The organism is Nostoc sp. T09, from assembly GCF_002154695.1.
Classification (GTDB): Bacteria; Cyanobacteriota; Cyanobacteriia; order Cyanobacteriales; family Nostocaceae; genus Aulosira.
In genome coordinates this window covers 23905-43358 of record NZ_MTAV01000043.1, presented here as the reverse complement: position 1 = coordinate 43358, position 19454 = coordinate 23905, and the positions used below count along the sequence as shown (strand labels likewise).

The 19454-nt window shown below is 41.8% G+C and carries 14 protein-coding genes; 5 read left to right on the top strand and 9 right to left on the bottom strand.

Annotated features, from left to right (window positions below; genetic code table 11):
- Positions 1-48 precede the first annotated feature (48 nt).
- From rlmB to carA, 4 genes are all read right to left on the bottom strand, one after another.
- A complete protein-coding gene (rlmB, locus tag BV372_RS10840) occupies positions 49-1089 on the bottom strand; it encodes a 23S rRNA (guanosine(2251)-2'-O)-methyltransferase RlmB (RefSeq protein ID WP_086686515.1) in 1041 nt (346 codons plus the stop codon).
- A 96-nt stretch (positions 1090-1185) separates the two neighbouring features.
- Positions 1186-1665 carry a Mini-ribonuclease 3 gene (locus BV372_RS10835; RefSeq protein WP_086686514.1) on the bottom strand — a complete coding sequence of 160 codons (480 nt, stop codon included), beginning with the start codon at positions 1663-1665 and terminating at the stop codon, positions 1186-1188.
- 247 nt (positions 1666-1912) lie between these two features.
- Entirely contained in the window at positions 1913-2257 is a 345-nt protein-coding gene (locus BV372_RS10830; protein ID WP_086686535.1) for an STAS domain-containing protein, read from the bottom strand.
- 303 nt (positions 2258-2560) lie between these two features.
- Positions 2561-3727, bottom strand: a complete 1167-nt coding sequence (carA, locus tag BV372_RS10825) for a glutamine-hydrolyzing carbamoyl-phosphate synthase small subunit (RefSeq protein WP_086686513.1) — start codon at positions 3725-3727, stop codon at positions 2561-2563.
- 334 nt (positions 3728-4061) lie between these two features.
- Between carA and BV372_RS10820 the strand changes: the two genes are divergently transcribed.
- The gene (locus BV372_RS10820) at positions 4062-5111 is read left to right on the top strand and encodes a TIGR02281 family clan AA aspartic protease (RefSeq protein WP_086686512.1); all 1050 of its coding nucleotides are present in this window, start codon (positions 4062-4064) and stop codon (positions 5109-5111) included.
- Here the strand turns inward: BV372_RS10820 and trpD are convergent.
- The 5 genes from trpD to BV372_RS10795 form a co-directional block, all read right to left on the bottom strand.
- Complete coding sequence (gene trpD / locus BV372_RS10815) at positions 5041-6108, bottom strand: anthranilate phosphoribosyltransferase (protein WP_086686511.1); 1068 nt, start codon at positions 6106-6108, stop codon at positions 5041-5043. The two genes, BV372_RS10820 and trpD, sit on opposite strands and share 71 nt — an antisense overlap.
- 130 nt (positions 6109-6238) lie before the next feature.
- The gene (locus BV372_RS10810) at positions 6239-7084 is read right to left on the bottom strand and encodes a DNA adenine methylase (protein WP_086686510.1); all 846 of its coding nucleotides are present in this window, start codon (positions 7082-7084) and stop codon (positions 6239-6241) included.
- A gap of 45 nt (positions 7085-7129) precedes the next feature.
- Positions 7130-8215, bottom strand: a complete 1086-nt coding sequence (locus BV372_RS10805) for a hypothetical protein (protein ID WP_086686509.1) — start codon at positions 8213-8215, stop codon at positions 7130-7132.
- Positions 8216-8349: 134 nt separating this feature from the next.
- Positions 8350-11754 (bottom strand): virulence factor SrfB, encoded by a 3405-nt coding sequence (locus BV372_RS10800; RefSeq protein ID WP_086686508.1) that lies wholly within the window; start codon positions 11752-11754, stop codon positions 8350-8352.
- 56 nt (positions 11755-11810) lie between these two features.
- Positions 11811-14348, bottom strand: coding sequence for a proteasome protein (locus BV372_RS10795; RefSeq protein WP_086686507.1), 2538 nt, complete (start codon positions 14346-14348; stop codon positions 11811-11813).
- 298 nt (positions 14349-14646) lie between these two features.
- On the opposite strand from BV372_RS10795, the gene BV372_RS37080 reads away from it, so the two are divergent.
- From BV372_RS37080 to BV372_RS10775, 4 genes are all read left to right on the top strand, one after another.
- Positions 14647-14895 (top strand): hypothetical protein, encoded by a 249-nt coding sequence (locus tag BV372_RS37080; RefSeq protein ID WP_218776703.1) that lies wholly within the window; start codon positions 14647-14649, stop codon positions 14893-14895.
- Between the two features lie 875 nt (positions 14896-15770).
- On the top strand, positions 15771-16649 hold the full coding sequence (locus BV372_RS10785; RefSeq protein ID WP_086686505.1) for a pentapeptide repeat-containing protein: 879 nt from the start codon (positions 15771-15773) through the stop codon (positions 16647-16649).
- A 616-nt stretch (positions 16650-17265) separates the two neighbouring features.
- On the top strand, positions 17266-17652 hold the full coding sequence (locus tag BV372_RS10780; protein ID WP_086686504.1) for a peptidoglycan-binding protein: 387 nt from the start codon (positions 17266-17268) through the stop codon (positions 17650-17652).
- 188 nt (positions 17653-17840) lie between these two features.
- Positions 17841-19337: an aldehyde dehydrogenase family protein gene (locus tag BV372_RS10775; RefSeq protein WP_086686503.1), complete on the top strand. Its 1497-nt coding sequence runs from the start codon at positions 17841-17843 to the stop codon at positions 19335-19337.
- Positions 19338-19454 lie beyond the last annotated feature (117 nt).

Genomic DNA, 19454 nt, shown 5'->3' with positions numbered 1-19454 from the left:
CTGTGTTTTTTTGCTTTACATTTCTTTATACTCTTTTACTCTTATTTTTCAAAGAGGTTTTTGTAATTTATCCAGATAATGTGTGTTTAGCAAGCGCTGGCGATAAATTTCATAAAGCGCCATACCTGCTGCTACTGAGGCATTAAGGCTAGGGGTCTTACCGTGGAGGGGAATAGACACTAAGACATCGCAAGAACGTTGTGTTAACATGCTAAGTCCTTCACCTTCTGAGCCAATTACTAAAACAATCGGACCGCTAAAACTCACTGTATGTAGAGGTTCACTGCCGGTTGCTGCTGTGCCATAAATCCAAAAGCCAGCTTCCTTCAGTTCTTCTAAAGAACGGCTCAAATTAACGACGCGGGCGACGGAGAAGTTTTCTAAAGCACCTGCTGCCACCTTCACCACTGTGGAAGTAATCCCAGATGCCCGTCTTTGAGGAATAACTAATCCTTGTGCGCCTATAGCTTCTGCGGTGCGAATAATTGCACCTAAGTTATGGGGGTCAGTGATCCCATCAGCTACGATAATCACTGGATCGCTGACAGATTTTGCCTTCTCAATTAAATCTGGCAATTCCATATAGGCGTAGGGAGCGATTTGCGCCGCTATACCTTGATGATTGGCTCCGTCGGTGATTTGGTCTAAGCGCTTTGGTTCTACTTCATCAATAACTGCACCATTGTCCTTGGCTTGCAGGATCAAATGATGAAAGCGGGGATCGTAACGTAAACGGGTAGTAATCCAAATTCGGTTGAGACCACGCTGATTTTCTAAAGCACTCAATACTGGATGACGACCATAGATAATATCACTATCTTCTGGTGCTTGTTTGATCTCTGAGGGGGGGTGGGGAACGGTACGATTTTGGCGTGGGCCGCCAGTTTCGGGTTTAGCATCGCCAAATCTGGGATTACGAACTGGCTTATTACCTTCAATCGGTTTGGGATTGCGAACTGGCTTATTACCTTCAATCGGTCTGGGATTGCGAATAGGATTAGCAAGAACACGCTTGCCTTTCACTTTTACAGGTAGCCCGCGATTAGGTTCGCCAGCAGTCTTGATTTTTCTGGGTTTATCCGATGACATAAGAGTATTTGGTATAACTTATGGGTGGGCATAGTGATTCCCAAACTTACCGAAGCTCACTCTACTGGATTTTGCTTTCGTGAGATTTATCGCCGACTATTTTTCTAGATAGAGTTTTTGCAACAGCTCGGTTAAGCGTGGGAAGTCTGTGAGATAAAGGTAGCCAATTAAAGTTTCTAGACTAGTTGCTTGTTGGTAAATTTCTGGATCAATCCGCTTCGAGCGTCCTGTGGCAGCATTACGACCCCGTCGGACAATATCTAATTCACTATCCCTCAGATGAGGTACTAGCGATCGCAAATGTAGCGCTTGTTTTTCTGCTCTTACCTGTGCCACTACCAGACGATGGTAAGTATCTGGTCGCTGCAATGGCATTAGATAAAACATTCTAACATATAGCTCATATATTGCATCTCCCACATATGCTAATGCAGCAGGAGAAATTTGTTGCACTTGTGAAACAGAGATTTGTTCGGGTAATTGAAATGTGCTTGCCAAGAGTGATTTAGTCCAAAATGAATTCTGTTTCGCAGCTTCATCTTGTCCATCTAATAGCTCTTCCTCCTTAGGCTTCACAAGTTAATTTTTCCTTAGTGTGCTACATTTGGCAGGCATCATTGATTATCTGTTGAGATACTTAGCATAATCTACACTAGCAAAAATTACTGACTAAATTTTATCTTTTTGTTTAAAAGTTGAGATTTTAATATTAGCTGGCTTGATACCTCTGCCATAAATAGAGAGGTTGGCTAGCCAGCTGAGCTAAAAATTAAGCTATCCAGATAAAGCATCGGATAGCTAGATTGTTTTTTTGGTCAAGCAATCAAGACGACTTGATGTTTTCTAGAGCCGCTTCAACAGTTGGTTGCAGGGAGAGAAACTTCTCTAAGCGAACAAGCTTGACCGTTTGAGTGACACGGGCATTTGTGACAATTTGCAAGGTGCCAGTGGCGTTTTGAGCTTGTTTGGCTAGCTGCACTAAAGCGCCCAAGCCAGAGCTATCAACAAAGTCAATTTGTGATAGATCCAAAATAATGTGCTTTGGACCCTCATCAATCTTGCTACCTAGTACCTTGCGAAATGTCGGCTCAGAAAAAGCATCTAATAAACCTGTGAGGCGGAATAGCTGACAGTTATCCCGGGCTTCACGAGTACCCCTCAGGCTCACAGTTAGATTCAGTGGCTCAGCAATAACTCCCTCCTCATGGTGAAAGTGAACGCTCCAGTATAGATGGTTTTGGTGCAAGTTGTCTACAACCTGCTGGGTTAGGGCATGGGCTTGGGGCATGGAGTAGCCAGTGCGTTGGGGAGACACTGCGTTGCGCGGGTTTCCCGGGTTGAAGCAAGTGTCGTCGGCTTTGCCGACTTGAAGCAACTGGCGTCATTGGGCATTGGGGATTGGTTATTTGCCTTTATCTCCCTTGTCTTCCCTGTCCTCCTTGTCCTTCTTCCCTAATCTCTCATCCTGATTTTATTTAGCCCCAGTTGCGGCTAATTGACGTGCTGCTCGCATTGCTTGGACAAAGTCCTCAAACAAGTAATCAGCATCGTGGGGACCAGGACTAGCCTCTGGATGATATTGTACTGAAAACACAGGCAGAGACTTGTGACGTACCCCAGCAACAGTGCGATCGTTCAAGTTTAGGTGGCTAATTTCAACAACTGTCTCAGGTAAAGAATCTGGGTCAATAGCAAAACTGTGGTTTTGACTGGTAATTTCTACCCGTTGTTGTAAACCCGCAGGTTGATTCAATCCCCGATGACCAAACTTGAGTTTAAAGGTTTCTGCTCCCAAGGCATGACCCAAAATTTGATGACCCATACAGATACCAAAGATCGGTTTTTCAGCGCCTAGCAGTGCCTTGGCAGTTTCAATACCTTCAGTGACAGCCGCTGGGTCGCCAGGCCCGTTAGAAAGAAAGATGCCATCTGGATTATATTTGAGAATTTCCTCTGGTGGTGTATGCGCGGGAACAACAATTACCTGGCAACCGTAACTTGCTAAACGACGCAATATATTACGTTTCACCCCAAAGTCAAGAGCAACAACGGTAAAAGATTCTGCCGCACTATTCGCTGGATTAGAGTTGAATTCCCAAGCTGGGATTGTGGGATCTGACCATTGATAAACTGTTGGGGTAGTAACCTCACGCACTAGATTCAATCCCTGCATACTAGGGGCTGCCTGTACTTGCTCTAGTAACTCAGCCTCATCCAGAATAGATGTGGAAATACCACCATTCATGGCTCCAAACATCCGAATTTTGCGGGTGAGGGCGCGGGTATCAATGCCGTAAATACCAGGGATTTGGTGCTGTTTTAGGTAGTCAGGCAAGGATTGTGTCGAGCGCCAGTTACTTGGTCGCTGACAAATATTGCGGGCGATCGCACCTTGCACTTGTGGTCTAGCCGATTCTTCATCTTCAGCATTGACGCCAGTGTTACCCAATTCAGGATAAGTAAAAACGACAATTTGACCGCAGTAACTGGGATCTGTCAGCACTTCTTGATATCCAGTCATGCCAGTGTTAAAGACCACTTCCCCAATTGTGGTTCCTGTGGCACCAAACGACCAACCGCGATAAGCAGTTCCATCCGCTAGGACAAGTAAAGCAGGTATTGTGTCAGACGGGGACATAGGCGATGAAGGCAATCATGTTTAGGGGCTGGGGATAAGAGCTAGGGTTTCAGAAGATTTTTTCTAGTTTCTAGCGTTTAGTCCCTAGTTTCGTATAAGCTGCGAATGTTAATTATCCCATGAGTTTAGAGACTTAGCGTTCTGAAGCTAATTAATTAAAAATAAAAAATTTAAATAGGGTCAAGAATCAAGCATTTCTTCCCCCTGCTTTTTCTTCCTTCTCCTTGTCCTCCCACTCCCCTGGTCTCCGATCTCTTCCCTAAATTCTTTCTCAGGAAATAGGTGGGGAGAGGTAGATTTGCAGCCCTCTGGGCAGGTAAAATCGAAGTTAATTATGCTCCAGTCTTTTTTATCCCGTGCAATCCTGATTATTTTATCAAGTGCGCTAGCGGTTTTGGGTGTTGCCTGTAGTAAAGACAAACAGACTACTGCGACTCGCGACCATGAGCAGTCTACGCCCGTGGAAAATGCAGCAGCATCGCCTCTGGTCGAAGCAACACCATTATCCAGCCCAGAACCACAGCCACAGACTCCGTCGGCAATTGAACTAAATTCTTTTGAAATGGCGCTGGACAAAGCGGCAGGTGCGATGACGATCAGCAAATCTGCCCAATCGCCCGATGATTGGAAGTTGGTGGTGAGTCAGTTCCAGGATGCGATCGCGCTGATGAAAAACGTGCAGCAAGAAAGCCCCAATTTCACGGTCGCCCAAATCAAAATCTCAGAATACCAGCGCCAGATCAAATATGCTTTGGATCAAGCTACCCCAAAACCCCTACCGCCAATAGCGGCAAAGCCTCAAAGGGTAGTTGTTGTTGTTCCTTCCAGAAAAACCACACTCAACTCAACTCAACCTCTACCGCCAGTTTTACCAAAGCGGCAGCCATTACCACAGTCGGTCTTGCTCCCAACTCGACAAATCGAGCAAGAGCAAGATGTTTTTATCGCGCCAATCAAACGCCGCATTGGGGGAACACCAATTATTGACGTTACCTTCAATGGCCAACGAAGATTCGAGATGATTGTCGATACAGGGGCTAGTGGCACTGTAATTACCCAAAACATGGCAAATGCTTTAGGTATAGTAGCCGTCGGCAAAGCTAAAGCGAACACAGCCAGTTCTAAGCAAGTGGAATTTACGATTGGCTATGTTGATTCGATGGCAGCAGCTGGAGTAATGGTGAATAAAGTACCAGTAGCGATCGCAGGCTCAGATCTAGAAACTGGACTGCTTGGTCACGACTTTTTCGGCAACTATGATGTCACCATCAAACGCAATGTCGTGGAATTTCGCCCGCAATCGCGCTCAGAAATTAATTCCGCAGAAACTGAACTAACTGCTCCAATTTTACCCAGGGAGCGCCACTATCTAGGATCTCCTTAGCTACTTTAATACCCTGGGCATGGTCTAGTAATGGAATCGCACCCGCCACTTGCAGCGCCAAGGAGGCATTTAACGCTACAGCATCCTGTTGCGCTTGAGTGCCCTTGCCTTGCAGTACCGCTTTGAGTATTTCAGCGTTTTCCTGAACATCACCACCCCTGAGGGCACCTATAGTAGCAGGCGTTACACCAACCGCTTCGGGATTTACAGTCGTTAACTCCACCTCACCATTAGATAAAACTGCTAAGTCGGTTAAATCTCCTAACCCCGCTTCATCGAGTTTTTCTCGCCCATGTAAAACAATTGCTTTTTGCTTACCCAAATTGTTTAAAGCTTGGGCAACAGTTGCCAAAAGTTTGGGAGTAAATAACCCAACCACTTGCCCAGTTGGATTTAAAGGATTTACCAACGGCCCGAGTAAGTTGAAAACAGTCCGTACCTTAAGAGTCCGACGCAATGTAGCAACCGCCTTGAGTGCTGGATGCCAACCAGGGGCAAATAGAAAAGTGATCCCCACTTCTTTGACTGCCGCTTGCACTTTTTCGCTAGGGGCACTGAGATTTACACCCAAAGCTTCCAAGACATCGGCGCTTCCTGTCAAACTGGAAGCCGAACGATTGCCGTGTTTAGCGACGGGTACACCATAGGCAGCCGCCACAAAAGCAACTGCTGTAGAAATATTAAAAGTTGATGAACCATCTCCGCCAGTGCCACAGGTATCAATGAGACTGGGGAGTGCTGAGTTTTGAGTTCTGAGAAAGGAAGATTGAGACTGTAGCACTTCCGCCATCCCAGTCAACTCGTCAGCAGAAACGCCTCTAAAGTTCAGTGCTGTTAAAATTGCTCCCGATAATTCTGGGGGAACAGATTCACTTAGCCATCCTTGCATCAATTCAGCAGCTTGAGTGCGAGATAAAGATTCACCATTGATTAATTGTTGCAGCAGGAGATACCAGCTAGGTGAAGTTTCTGGCGTGGAGATGGGGGAAGTTGTCATAGAAAAGGTCTGTTTGCGTGTGGTAGGGTTGAGCTTTCGTTGATGAGTCTGGGAGCTATCCTACCGGAAAATGGGAAACAGTTTGTAGTAAGTAGTTGATTACTTAGATATTTGAGGACTGAAGTTCTCACTACAAAAAAGTTTTAATTTTCTTCTCCAGATTCTGTAGAATTTCATAGTTAGTAATGAATAACTCTTTTCCTTTAGCAGCATTACTCTGTTTATAGTTATTCATCCCATATTGCAATTCCCACTCTGAAATATTAGCCCAGTGAAAATTTTCTTGAATTTGTGGCGAGTTATCATAAGTAATTAGCCATCGGTGATGGCATTGTTTTAATAATTCAGCAAATTTTAGATGTTCAAAAGAAGTATGTAAGTTCCCATCTTTACCATATAACTTAGATTTAGTAGCACTAAAATATGGCGGATCTAAAAATAAAAACACCTTTTCATCGGTTGAATGCAATAATTCACTGTAATCTAAATTAGTTATTAAAATATCTTTCAATACAATATTTCCTAATTTCTCTAGACGGTCTATAGATGAGTTAGTAAAGCGTTTATGAAAAGCTTCCTGAGAAAAACCACCCGATTCTACGGTTCCCGAAAATGTAATTCTGTTAAGTACAAAAAAGCGGACTGCTCTTTCAAAATCAGATAAATTATTGATACCTACGCTGGTTAATTCTGTAAATAGTAATCTACCGTCTGTATATTTATCTTTAATCCGCCGCACTTCAGTTACTAGTTGAGATATATCAGATTGAGCAAATTTCCAAAATAGGAATAACTCACGGTTTAAATCATTAATCCAAATTTTTAAATGAGGAAATTTTTGCTTTAGATAGATAAATACAGAACCACCACCTACAAAAGGTTCTCTAAATTCAGAAAAAGTTTCTGGTAAGTATTCAATTATTTGATTGATTGCTTTTGATTTACCGCCTGGATAACGGAGTGGGCTTTTGAGCATAATTTGCTGCGATCGCGAAAATTTTAGGATAAAAAGTACCAACGATTACCGTGATGAGCGAAAGATTACACGCCCCGGAGATTCTTCTTGATTAATGCGTGCATATACTCGCAGACAGGTCAAAACTTCCCCAGGATTACCGCCACAATCTAGTTGCAGGTCATCTTTTGTTAAAGCGCAGATATCGGCATAAAGCCCCGATAATTGACGAATTTTGACTTCATACCCTGCATTATTCGCCTCATCTACAAATTTTTTTAACATACGTCGTGATTCTTGTTGTAGTTTACCCCACCAAGAATAGCGATCGCCTGGGGGAATAAATACCAAAGAGTGGATTGCTTCATCCATGTCAATCCAAGCACGTAGGGTTGATACTGAATCAGCATTTTCTACAGCTTTTTGGGTGCGTTGAAAGCGGTGTGTTAAAGCTTCAATATATTGATTTTGCTGTTCTGGCTTGGAGTGTAAGGAGACAATATCAAAGCTAAAAACGCTCTTTAACGCATGATGTAAATCTGGTTCTATTTCGATAATATTTATACATAAAAATAAATAACCAGCTAGGAAATTTAAATCTTTTGATTTACTTGCTTGAGCAATTTCTGTATAAGATAGTGCTTTCTCGGACAAACACAAACCCTTAGCTTGAATAGTACCACTCAGTCCAGGGTAAATAATTTCATCGCGGATGAATGGTAGAGGATAGAGATCCGAAGTGTTTTCTACTGCACCCACTTCTTGAGCCAGAGTTAAGGCACGCTGTCGCCACGATGTAGCCAAGTCTTCTGGAACCCGCAGCAGTTTACGTTGAATTTCGTTCCATAATTCTGCGTCTGTTTGGCTTTGGAGTTGGGAATTTCCTAAATACAATTTGAGTTCTTTATCAGCATCAAATGCTTCTTGGAGGCGACTTAATTTTAATTCACTATTAGAGTTAGATTTGTAGGATGTTGGTTGTAATAAGGAATGGATTTCTTGCAGCATTTCGTCGCATAATTTAGCGCCAGGATCGAGAGGAAATTCGTTTTGGGCTTGCTTTAAAGAAGCTTGTATTCCATACAGGCTAAACCGCAATAATTGGGCTAGCTGTGAGTTTTCTGTTTCTAATAGCTGACGTAGGTGCTGCATGAATTTCGCCTTTAGTTTTACCTGTTTTTTACCTCACGCGAAGGTAAGATGTATACGAACCACAGAGACACAAAGTCACAGAGAAAGATGTTTTAAGAAAGTTTTTCTTTGCGCCTCTGCGTGAGTTATTTACCCTAATGAATTCCGCAAAAGGGATCGCGTTCTTTATCGACTTCATTGGGTTGCAACTCTAGTTCAGCGCGGTAAACACATCCTGGTTGCTTAAGGCTTTCTTGTTTGCTTGATATCCAGTAAGGTACTTCACCAGCGTGCATTCGTAAAATACCTTGATTGTCGAGAGTCACACGATATTGGCAAGGATAATCTGTGGTGACATCGGGTTTACTTAATGCGCCAATGCGTATCCATTTTTTGGTGTTGGTTTCGGCATCTGTTTGCACAACGTAGAAGGTGTGTTGCCCATTATTTGGAAAGGGAGGCAAAGGATTGCTGACTAACCCGGTTCCTGGTTCTGGTGAACCATCGCGTAAATAATGGAATTCTTGCAGCGATTTGCTCACATCTTTATCGGCTTCAAATACGAGATGGTAGGCATCTGGTTGATCGACGGTTGCTGACTCTAGAACGTTAATGGCAATATCACCATCATTCAAGTTTTTATTGGGGCGTTCAACAGCAATATTCCACTTCAATTTGCCATCAGCAAACAGTGCTGAAGTTTCTGAGGCGGCGGAAATTACCGAACTGACATCAATGCCAGAAACATCTATTAAATAATGAGGATTTCCTTGACAAAGCAAAACGCTGAACTGGAGAGTTTGATCGATTTCAAACTGGACTTTGATTTTTCTAAGAAAGTCTGATTCTGACAACCCTAATTTCTCCATCAAGGATTTGCCATCGAAGCTACCCCAAAGCCGCAAGTCGCCGTCTTCGTAGTCTTGACGATAAATAATGTTAGTTAACTGTATCCCTTGCCACTCAGTGCGAACTTTAGCTACGGTTTCTTCAGCAGCTAGTTGATAGAGTTCTTGCCCAGCTTTAAAGATTGTCAGCAGTTCGTTGCTTTGGGTTTTGCGTTTGAAGTTGCAAGGTAAATAATAAAACAGGTTCTTGACATCAATTTCTAGTTGGTTAGCTCCTTTACGTAGTAATCCTTTTGACTCTTCGGGGTCAAATCTTAATCTGCGTAGCTTCTCGGCATAGCAAGCACCGGCAGAGGTGGCTAATTTGGTAAATTCCAGCACAAAGGTAATTCGTTCTGGATTCCAGACGAAATAAGGAGATTTACTAAATTCTTGGTAAATGTGGCGCTGTACGAGGTCGAGGCTGCAAGTTTTACCGGATAAAATTAACCAATCAACTTTATGCGTATTCCAAGCGTCTACAGTGCTATCTTGGGGACGCAAGCGACTATCCATCAAACCTTGGGCTATACCGATCGCTTCTTTAATTGATGATGATGCAGCGCGATCGAATTGCTGACTATCGATAGTGAGGCAGATGCTACTGGGATCTTTTACCTGGAATTTAATCGCACTTTGAGTTAGCAGTTCGGAAATTTGCTGTTCTGAGAGAGTAAAGGTTAAGGGAGAAGCGTCTTCTGCTGGCTTTTGTCCGAGTTTGATTTTGGCAGCTTCGGCATGATCCCAGAGTGTATAAAAAGTTTGTAGGCGTTGGGGGGCTTGTTGCCATCGGGTAGGTAATACTTTCTCAGCCGTATCTAGAGCATCTTTGTAAGCAGCGTCACCTTCGGGATTTTCTTTATCCAAACATTTTAAAATACTGCCGCTTTTGAATTGCCCATTTTCGAGAAAACGTTCGTTTAATTCGGAGTTAATTAAATCTTCTAGCTTGTCGCTTTCTAAATCGCCTGTGGTAACGGCTGTTAATAAAAAGTCGGCGATCGCTAACTTTAAAAGTCTGAATATGCGCAGAGTAATTAACTCTCCACCTAACTGTAAATGCCCAGACGAACCTAATAGTTTAGGTGTAAGTTTATAGTAGCGTCCTCCTAAGCCTCGGTCTTCATGATCAGCAAAGAAGGGAGTTTTATCTTCTAAAGTTAGTTCAATTAAAGCTAAATCTGTGGTTCCGCCACCAATATCTAAGACAAGAACATTTTGCGACCATTTATTTCCTTCTTGGCGACAACGAGTTTTGAAAGATTCAATCCCAATATTGAGATTACCGCCAAATTCTCGCCAGAGAAAGAATATCGCTACAGAAACAGCTTCATCATAAGCAGTTTGGACATCATCAAGCCCTAACTGTCCAACTAATTCTTTAATTTCTTTGCGAACAACAGGTGGGGCGACAGTGGGATAGGTAACAACGGCTGAGAGGAAATCCCCTTCCGAAAATCTACGTCTGGCGCGTCGGCGGTAGTCTTCGGTTAACTCAATTAAATGTCCCCAAGCTGCTTGAATTAATTGGTTGACATTAATTGTTTCTTCTGATTCATCTAAAATAACTGGGAAAGAACGATCCTGACCAAAATAGCGTTTGGGTGAGTGATGAAATCGGCTGATAATTTCTTTTAAAGCACTGCTGGTTCCTTGGGCGATCGCCTTTTTTCTGTTGTCGCTGGCTTCTCTGCCCATCTTCAGTTTTAAAGCTGCAAGTTTGGCAATTTCTAACTCACTTTTAATTTCGGTACTGCGACGATCGATATCTAATACAACCGGGATGAGATTTTGCGATTCTAAAGTAGGAACGCGAAAGACTTCATGGTATATCTGATAAAGCTTTTTGCTGACTGCACGTCGAAAGCGATCGCTAGTACCTAAGCATAATTCTATTTGGCGAATTGCTTCTAAAAATCGCTCTTTGTTATCACTCTCAAAAACTTCACTTAATCGGCTGGGTTCTATCTCCAAATTTTTACTAATGTCAGCAATAAATTTTTCCCAGTCACTAGCACTGATATCTGGTAAAGCAACTGAGGCGGGGGAATTCAACCATTGCGCCATGCGATCGCGCAGTCGCATTTCTTGTTCTTTGGGTAATACTTCGGCAATTGGTACTTCAATTGGATCGAACAGTGTTACCGTAGAGTTTGATGTACCAAAATCTAAGGCAAACCAGCCGGGAAATCTTTTTTGTTGCTCGCTTGGCGCTTTATTACTATTAAGTTCAAAAGGGTTCATTTTAGTATTTATTTTTGTTGTTTGCTTTGGTAGCTGCACAAAAGCTTGGGAGAAGAGATTGCAGTTAGCCTCAATTTGCTTTCTTACTGTTAGTAGCGAATTACCCGCCGCATCAGAATCAAAATACTCAACAAGTACCTGTAAATTACAGTTGATTGGCTGTGTTAAAGGTTGCTCTAATTTACAGGGATATTGTCCTAATTGCCTGATGTACGAAATTTTGCTAGGAATGGCAGAGTAATATTGTTGATATGCTTGTTGGATTTTTGCTGCTAATTCTGTTGGCGTTCCCTTGACAGTGCAAGTGATGCGATAAATGTAAGGAATATTACTGCCATAGGCAAGAATTTGGATAGCAGGAATATCCAACTCACTATTTTGTTTAACACGTACTTGGTAGCGAGGTAACAGCCGAATCTCCACAGGCATTGCATATTTTCCTTATTCAGTAAACAGTTATTACTAATTAGTGAGTTGATAACTGGTTACTGATAATTGATAACTGAGATATCTGAAAGAATCTGTAACCAAGTCGGAATAGATAACTGTGATGGCGATTCTCCAGCGGCAATATATCTGAGTAATGTTTCTTTTTTAGAAAGATTTTGCAAACTAGGAATAATTTGATCCAAAACACCTGCTAATTCTGCATTAACTTGCTGATTGACTTCGCTAACATATTGAACAAGATGAAGGCTGGCACTAGCAGTAATTTCATCCCGTAGCCGCAGTACAAAAAGCTGGTGATTGTTAGATCTGGGTGAACCATTTCTTTCTGGTGCCCAATCAAAGATTTGACCTATATTGTGTTTCTCATCTTGACGAGCTAAAGGGAAGATAATTTCTGGTGAAATTGCTTTTTCTTTGCTGTGAATTTCTGAAATAATTGCTTCTTGCCATTGGTTAGGATCGCAACCTAATAGCAGTTTATAAAAAAGTTCAGCTTCTTCAATACCAAATTTAGATTCGATATCTGATTCCATTTCTGAGTGGAGATTTGCTTGCAAATATTCACGTTCTTGAGCGACAATATTTGATAATTTGTTCAGTAAATCTACAATTGCTTGCTGGATGCGATCGCGGGCAAATTCTTCTACTTCTTGAACAGTTTTGGCAAATGTGGGATAAAAGTCGTCGCTTTTGGTAGGAATGGTAGTATTGACTTTGTTACCCCGAGCAAATAATTTCCCGGCTGCGCCTTTAGATTCGGTAAGTGCGATCGTGCCATTATTAGCTTTGTTGAAAAGTAAAGTCCACTGATTCCAATTAAGAATTCTATATGTTAGCTCGTCTTTCACAACATCGCTGACACCAATTCCGCGTCTATCTTTGAGTGGTTCTTTACCTAAATCTTTTTGGAAGTTTCTGTAGGTTTTGTCCAAGTTTTCAATCGCCGCCCGCAAATCTAGCAAAGCTGGACTCTCTGAAGTTGGCATACCTTGCTCGTGAATTTCTTGCAGAATAGTTTTGAGGTTATCCTGTTGTTGACGCACAGCATCAGCAGCTCTTTTAGTGTCTTCATAAAGTTGTTTCAGACCATGAGTAGCTACGTGGTTTTGAATCAATTCCCGCAGCTTGCTGATCCCGCCATCTTGAGCAAAGTAACCTAGTTGTCTCCCAAGATAATTACGCGCATCAGATGCTAATAAGCGATCGCTTAACCGTCCCCATTTATCTTGTAACCGCTTGGAACGGTCTAAATAATCGGGATAATCTAGGTTAGCCAAAAATTCTGGTGAGCCGGCTTTTACTGTTGTTGAACGTTTTGCTAAATCAGCCAGTCCTAGTAGTGGTGAGAGTAAAACAATGCGATCTTTTTGGGTTGTAAATGCACTAGCACCATCAATAGTAGTTTGTAGAACTTTGAGTTTTTGGAAAACGCTACTTTCCTGTAAACGATGATTGTCTGCACCATCGTTAATTAGTTGGTCGAGTTCTCTTTCTCCGCCTTCACTTTCTAGGGGAAGTTGATCGAAGCGTCCCACACCTACAATAATTAAATCCTTGAGGTCTTGTCCTGGACGCTGCTGCTGCATCATCGTAAAGATTTTATTGGCGCGATCGCTTCCTGGTGATTTACCATTTAACAGCACCAAAATTGTCTGGACTTCTGCTAATTCTCGCAGCGATAAAAATGTATCCCTCGCTCCCGAATTAGCAGCACCCAATCCCGGAAAGTCGAGCAGAATAAATTCCGATGCACCAGTAACATCCCAAATTTCTCGTGAGATTTTTACTTCTATATCTACGCGACGAATTAGTGGGAAACTATTCTGTAATAACTTTGATGGTAATTTTTGGGGTGGACTCGGTAATTTGATATGAGCTGGCGGTAAATCATCAAAGTTAATAGTTTGAATTGCCATTGGCTGCTCGGCTAGCTGCAATCCCTCACGGGCAGTGGTAGCATCAATTTGGTAGCAACCACCACACATGACTTCACCATAAGATTGATAAGCGCGAACAAATAATACTAATTCCCGCAGTAGATAACGTAACTCTAAATTATTGCTAATTTTCCATGTTTCCTCACACCAGCTAAGAATATCTTTTCCTTCTTTCAGCTTCGATAGCAGCGCAGGTGGGAGTCCAGCGGCCACTGTCCGACGGTTGGCTTCTCCAATCATGAACCGCAGACAATCACTCACACCTTCGTGAGAAAGATACTCGACTGTAAAGTTGCTTAACTGGGTAGTTGCAAAGCCGTCCTGGGGTATGATATGGATGGCTGTAACGTTGCCCGTCGTAGGGTTTTCGCTAACTGGTAAAGCATCGGCGTATCCGATCAAGCTGCCTAACAGCAAAGTTTTCCCGCTGCTAAATTCACCCATCACCCCGATTTTCACTGGTGAAGTAGCAAGTTCTACAGTTTTCTCGGCAGCTTCCCGGAGGCGAAACAGACTCTCATCAAGACTAGCTGGTACCCAATCTTCTTGCTTGGAGGGATATTCAGGCACAGAGTCTAATTTCTGGAGGATGAATTCGCCATATTCTTTAAAACGCTCCAGTTGTTCTGTTTCCATAGAGTATTTTTTGCTCTAAGATAAATTGCTGTGAGTTTTATAACACAAAAAATGTGACATTCGCTTTGTTCTAATTCAAAATTGCCAAGCTTTGTGAGCGCAGCGAAGCAATCTCAAAATTAAAAAAAATTAACTAATTTTTAATCCTAAAATTTTGCAAAATAAACTTAGAAATTGTGCTTTTTGTTAACTATTTTCTGTTTGATATATCAGATAATCAACTATATGCATTCCTAAAAATCAAGTGCATCGATAAAATCTGCCGCATAGTGGCATTAGAGGCAGCAAACTAGATAGGGTGCTGCATAGAGATAGATTTGGCAATCACGATCGGTTAGATTCGCGATCGCTCTTGGCAAAAAAGGGTGCGATCGCGAATTATCTCTTTTTGTCATTGGTCATTGGTCATTTGTCATTGGTCAAGAGTCCAGAGTCAACAGTCAAGGGTCAAAGATTTCTTCCCCCTGCTCCCTGCTTTTTCTTCCTCATCTGCCGTTCTTTGCGACTGCCTATGACGCAATACGGTTCAGATAAGCAGATCTTCTAATTCTCTCGCTTCGTTGGTATCCTGCCTTGGAATCAATTCCAAGGCTAATAGCTAAAGTCTACTGAAGTAGACTAAGCTGCATATTTCAGTCCACTTAAGTGGACTTAGGCTATTAGCCCGGAACTTCAGTTCTGGGCGGGATGACGGTCAGCGCGATACTTGGACTGTCACAAAAATTTGGGTAATGACAAGCCCTTTAGGTGACGGCTACTGTTAACTGAACCGTATTGGCCTATGAGGGGAGCAAACCCTCTCGTCACTAATAAGTTTTCATGTGAGAATCAATTTCTAAATATTTTTACTGGTCGAAGATTCCTCAAAACCGCCCACCGCCATATATTTTGAGTGGAGTATGGCTGCATTGCATGGTGGTCTTTATGAATCTTTGACTGCTTCTTAACGCAAAATTAACCTAAATTTATTGAAATGTTAATCAGAAGGCGGTTAACTGAATAGTAATTCACTTTTTGCTGCAACATTTGGACCCCTCAGATAGCCTAAAATTTGTAGGCGTTGAGGGGATTCTTTGTTTTTTATAGGTGAGAATTTAAAGTTGAGGGCATCACCGTGTCGAAAGGGAAAAATTGTACGTCTTTGGCTGAAAGCCTTATACAGCAATGCTTTCATCAAGTTATATCTGAGGTGATATTTCATCAGATAGAGATACAACTTGAAGTTTGATTTAAGAAACTTGATAACGGCATTTCTTACTTTCTATCTGAAAGACAGGTTGTAGAGAGCATTAAAAGAGCCAGTGTTGTGCAACATTCTTGTGCGGTCGCGGCTTTAAGAGATGGGTTATGATATATTTTCGCTAAATTTAGTACGGTAGCTCTGTAAGGAGCAGTGATTTTGAGCGCATCTTGAGGTGTGTAATGAATGCCGAAGAATTTATTAGACGTTATGAATCAGGAGAACGAGATTTTTCTAAGGTAGTTTTGAAAGGCCTTCAGCTAAATCACCTTGATTTGAGCGGCATTAATCTAAATCAAGCTTGGCTTGAATCTACTTGTTTGATGGGAACCAATTTAAGCAGTGCAAACATAAGCGGTGCTAATTTAAGGTTTTGCTACTTAGGTTCTGCCAATTTAAGCAATGCTAATTTAAGTAACTCACAAATAGAGGTAACTAATTTTAACGAAAGTAATTTAACCAATGCTGATTTAACCAAAACATTTCTATGTGACTCTAGTCTAGTTAGAATGAATTTAACCTCAGCAACGATACAGGAATGTAACTTATCAGGTTCATTCTGTCGCCAAACAATTTTTCTAAGTGCTAATTGGGATTGGAATTACACTGACGTAATTTTTCATGAAGCCATATTACCCAATGGAGATATTGAAAGTTATAACTATCAACCTAGCGAAGCCGTTGAGTCATTACAAAAACGCTATGACTCAGGAGAAAGAATTTTTACGTTTGAGCGTTCTGTAGATTTGACAGGAATCAGATTGAGCGGTAGTGTTCTACGTTTTTGGCTTACACAGTCTGAATTGCGTTATGCTGACTTAAGGAACTGCAATTTTGAAAAATCACATATACAAACATCATTTTTTGATTTCGCTGATCTGAGTGGCACTCTTTTTAAAGAAGCAGGTTTAGCTGACAATTCCTTCACTGGCGTAAACTTAAGTGATGCAAGTTTTGAAGGAGCGTATATGGAAGATGATGATCACCGATGTAGTTTTGAAGGTGCAATTTTTTGTAGAACTATTATGTCAGATGGAAGTATTAGAAATAAAGGATGTTAACAGTTATAGATAAAAAATGCAGTTAAAAAAGTCCACTAACTTACTTTTATATTGAAATAACATCGACCGCGCAACTTCCTTGCGCGGTCTTGGCTTTGTAAATGCCCTCTAAAACTGGCTTTCAGGTAGAAAGTAAGAAATAGAGTCATCAACGTTTCTTAAACCGAATTTCTAATTGCGTCTCTATCTGATGAAATATCACTTCAGATATAGATTGTTAAAACTATTGCTGTATAAAGCTTTCAGCCTTAGTGTATGATTTTCCCTTTTTGGCACGGTGATGCCTTGAGTAACAAACAGACTAAGCTAATGCGCTTCTAAATTTAGACATTTTTTTGTGAACAAAAGTAATCAACAAGAGATTTGCGCTCAGCATTACGTAAATAAATATGTCTCTTTAATTGCATAAAAAATAATACTTAAATTAGACATAATTTTGTCATAGATTTGCAATAGCTCTGTCAATAAGATGTGTGATGCTTGTTTCAACTCTGGATGAGGAAATAGCATCAAGCTATAACAAACACCAGTGTTTACTAGTAATTTTAATCAGGCAATACCTGATTAAGATTACTAATTCTGCAAATTGCAATTTCTGTGTGGTGGAAAAAGAAATATGAATTGGAAATTACTCGCTGTGCTCCCGATGCTGACTCTAGCTACTGCTGTGCCAGCATACTCTCAGATGAATAATAAAAGCCCAAATACTACTAACCCTACTCAAGTTACACAACCTAGTCAGCAAGGCAACGCTACCAAAAAGCCTCATACTACGAAAAAACCCACTACAGCAGCAACACAAACTATCACCCTCAAATTAGGTAGCCAAGGACAATCAGTTAAAGTTGCTCAAGACTTTTTAAAGAAGCAAGGATTTTACAAAGGAAATGTTAATGGTGTCTTTGATAAACAGACACGTTCAGCTGTTATGAAATTCCAAAAATCTAAAGGCTTAAGAGCAGATGGAATCATTGGACGCCGGACTCTAACTGCTATGAAGTAAAATCGCTGACTCAAGGAACACATCATCAAAGAGACTGGTTAACAAAACTACCAGTCTCTTTATTTTTCTTGTGGTTTTAAGTACGATAAACTTAGTTTTTTGCTTAATCCCCGACTTGACGGCAACCTCTAAAACACGCCAAACTTAGTACAAAAGTTCCAGTGGATTCAAAGCTGGAGGTCTTAAAGATGACTACTGCGTTAAGTTGTCGTAATTACATCGACGGTCAATGGTTGAGTGCTTTAGGGGGAGCTACCTTAGAAAGTCGTAACCCTGCTGATAAAAGTGAAGTTGTTGCTACTTTCCCCGGTTCCGTAGCAGATGATGTGAATACAGCAGTAGCCGCAGCCCGCAAAGCTTACCAAAGTTGGCGAAAAGTTCCAGCCCCAGCCAGAGCAGAATATATTTTTCGGGTTGGGGAAATATTACTTCAACATAAAGAAGAACTCGCTCAGTTAATTAGTCGAGAAATGGGTAAGCCCCTAACTGAGGCCAGAGGAGATGTTCAAGAAGGAATTGATTGTGCCTTTTACAGTGCTGGCGAAGGGCGGCGACTCTTCGGGCAAACTACACCCTCGGAAATGCCGAATAAATTTGCCATGACAGTGCGATCGCCTATAGGGGTGTGCGCTTTAATTACTCCTTGGAATTTCCCTGTGGCGATTCCTTGCTGGAAAGCTATGCCAGCATTGGTATGTGGGAATACTGTCATCCTCAAACCTGCTGAAGATACCCCCGCTTGTGCAACTAAACTAATTGAGATTTTTGCCGAGGCTGGTTTACCAGCAGGAGTAATTAACCTGGTGCATGGTGTCGGTGAAGAAGCCGGGAAAGCTTTAGTTGAGCATCCTGATGTTGATTTGGTGTCTTTTACTGGCTCTTCGGAAACGGGCGCATTTGTTGGGGCGACTTGCGGACGCACTCACAAGCGCGTTTGTTTGGAAATGGGCGGTAAAAATGCCCAGGTGGTAATGGAAGATGCAGACTTAGAACTAGCCTTAGATGGTGCTGTTTGGGGAGCCTTTGGTACAACTGGACAAAGATGTACAGCTACTAGTCGCCTAATTTTGCATCGCGATATTAAAGAAAAATTTACTGCCATGCTTTATGAGCGTACCAGTAAGTTACGCTTAGGGGCTGGCACCGATCCTGATACAGATATCGGGCCGTTAATCAATGAATCGCAACTTCAACGGGTAAATAATTATATGGATATTGCCTATGCGGAAGGTGCAAAGATTTTAATTGGTGGGGGAATTGCCAGCGAGGAGCAACTAAAAAATGGTTACTTCTTTCAACCAACCATTTTGGATGATGTAACTCCCGAAATGCGTGTGGCGCGTGAGGAGATATTCGGGCCAGTAGTGGCATTAATTGAGGTTAGTTCTTTTGATGAAGCGATCGCTATCCTCAACAACACCAATTATGGTCTTTCTTCGTCAGTTTACACCCGCGATATCAATCGGGCTTTTACTGCCATGCGCGACATTGAGGCGGGTATCACTTATATTAACGGCCCTACTATTGGTGCAGAAGTACACTTGCCTTTTGGTGGTGTGAAACATACAGGCAACGGTCATAGGGAAGCTGGGACTACTGCTTTAGATGTTTTCACTGAATGGAAGAGTGTTTATGTTGACTTTTCTGAGAGTTTACAACGCGCTCAGATAGATAATCGGGAGTGAAATGAACGGCGCATTTATAAGTTTTGTGGAACCAAAGTTAATTTGGTTCCACCATTTATAGAAATGAATGGAGTTTTCATAAGTTTTGTTTAACTAAAGTTAATTTGGTATCAGCAT

Bases quoted from the DNA above. Each gene is read 5' to 3' on its own strand.
- rlmB (WP_086686515.1), bottom strand. From the start codon at position 1,089: ATGTCATCGGATAAACCCAGAAAAATCAAGACTGCTGGCGAACCTAAT.
- carA (WP_086686513.1), bottom strand. From the start codon at position 3,727: ATGTCCCCGTCTGACACAATACCTGCTTTACTTGTCCTAGCGGATGGA.
- BV372_RS10820 (WP_086686512.1), top strand. From the start codon at position 4,062: ATGCTCCAGTCTTTTTTATCCCGTGCAATCCTGATTATTTTATCAAGT.
- trpD (WP_086686511.1), bottom strand. From the start codon at position 6,108: ATGACAACTTCCCCCATCTCCACGCCAGAAACTTCACCTAGCTGGTAT.
- BV372_RS10810 (WP_086686510.1), bottom strand. From the start codon at position 7,084: ATGCTCAAAAGCCCACTCCGTTATCCAGGCGGTAAATCAAAAGCAATC.
- BV372_RS10805 (WP_086686509.1), bottom strand. From the start codon at position 8,215: ATGCAGCACCTACGTCAGCTATTAGAAACAGAAAACTCACAGCTAGCC.
- BV372_RS10800 (WP_086686508.1), bottom strand. From the start codon at position 11,754: ATGCCTGTGGAGATTCGGCTGTTACCTCGCTACCAAGTACGTGTTAAA.
- BV372_RS10795 (WP_086686507.1), bottom strand. From the start codon at position 14,348: ATGGAAACAGAACAACTGGAGCGTTTTAAAGAATATGGCGAATTCATC.
- BV372_RS10785 (WP_086686505.1), top strand. From the start codon at position 15,771: ATGAATGCCGAAGAATTTATTAGACGTTATGAATCAGGAGAACGAGAT.
- BV372_RS10780 (WP_086686504.1), top strand. From the start codon at position 17,266: ATGAATTGGAAATTACTCGCTGTGCTCCCGATGCTGACTCTAGCTACT.
- BV372_RS10775 (WP_086686503.1), top strand. From the start codon at position 17,841: ATGACTACTGCGTTAAGTTGTCGTAATTACATCGACGGTCAATGGTTG.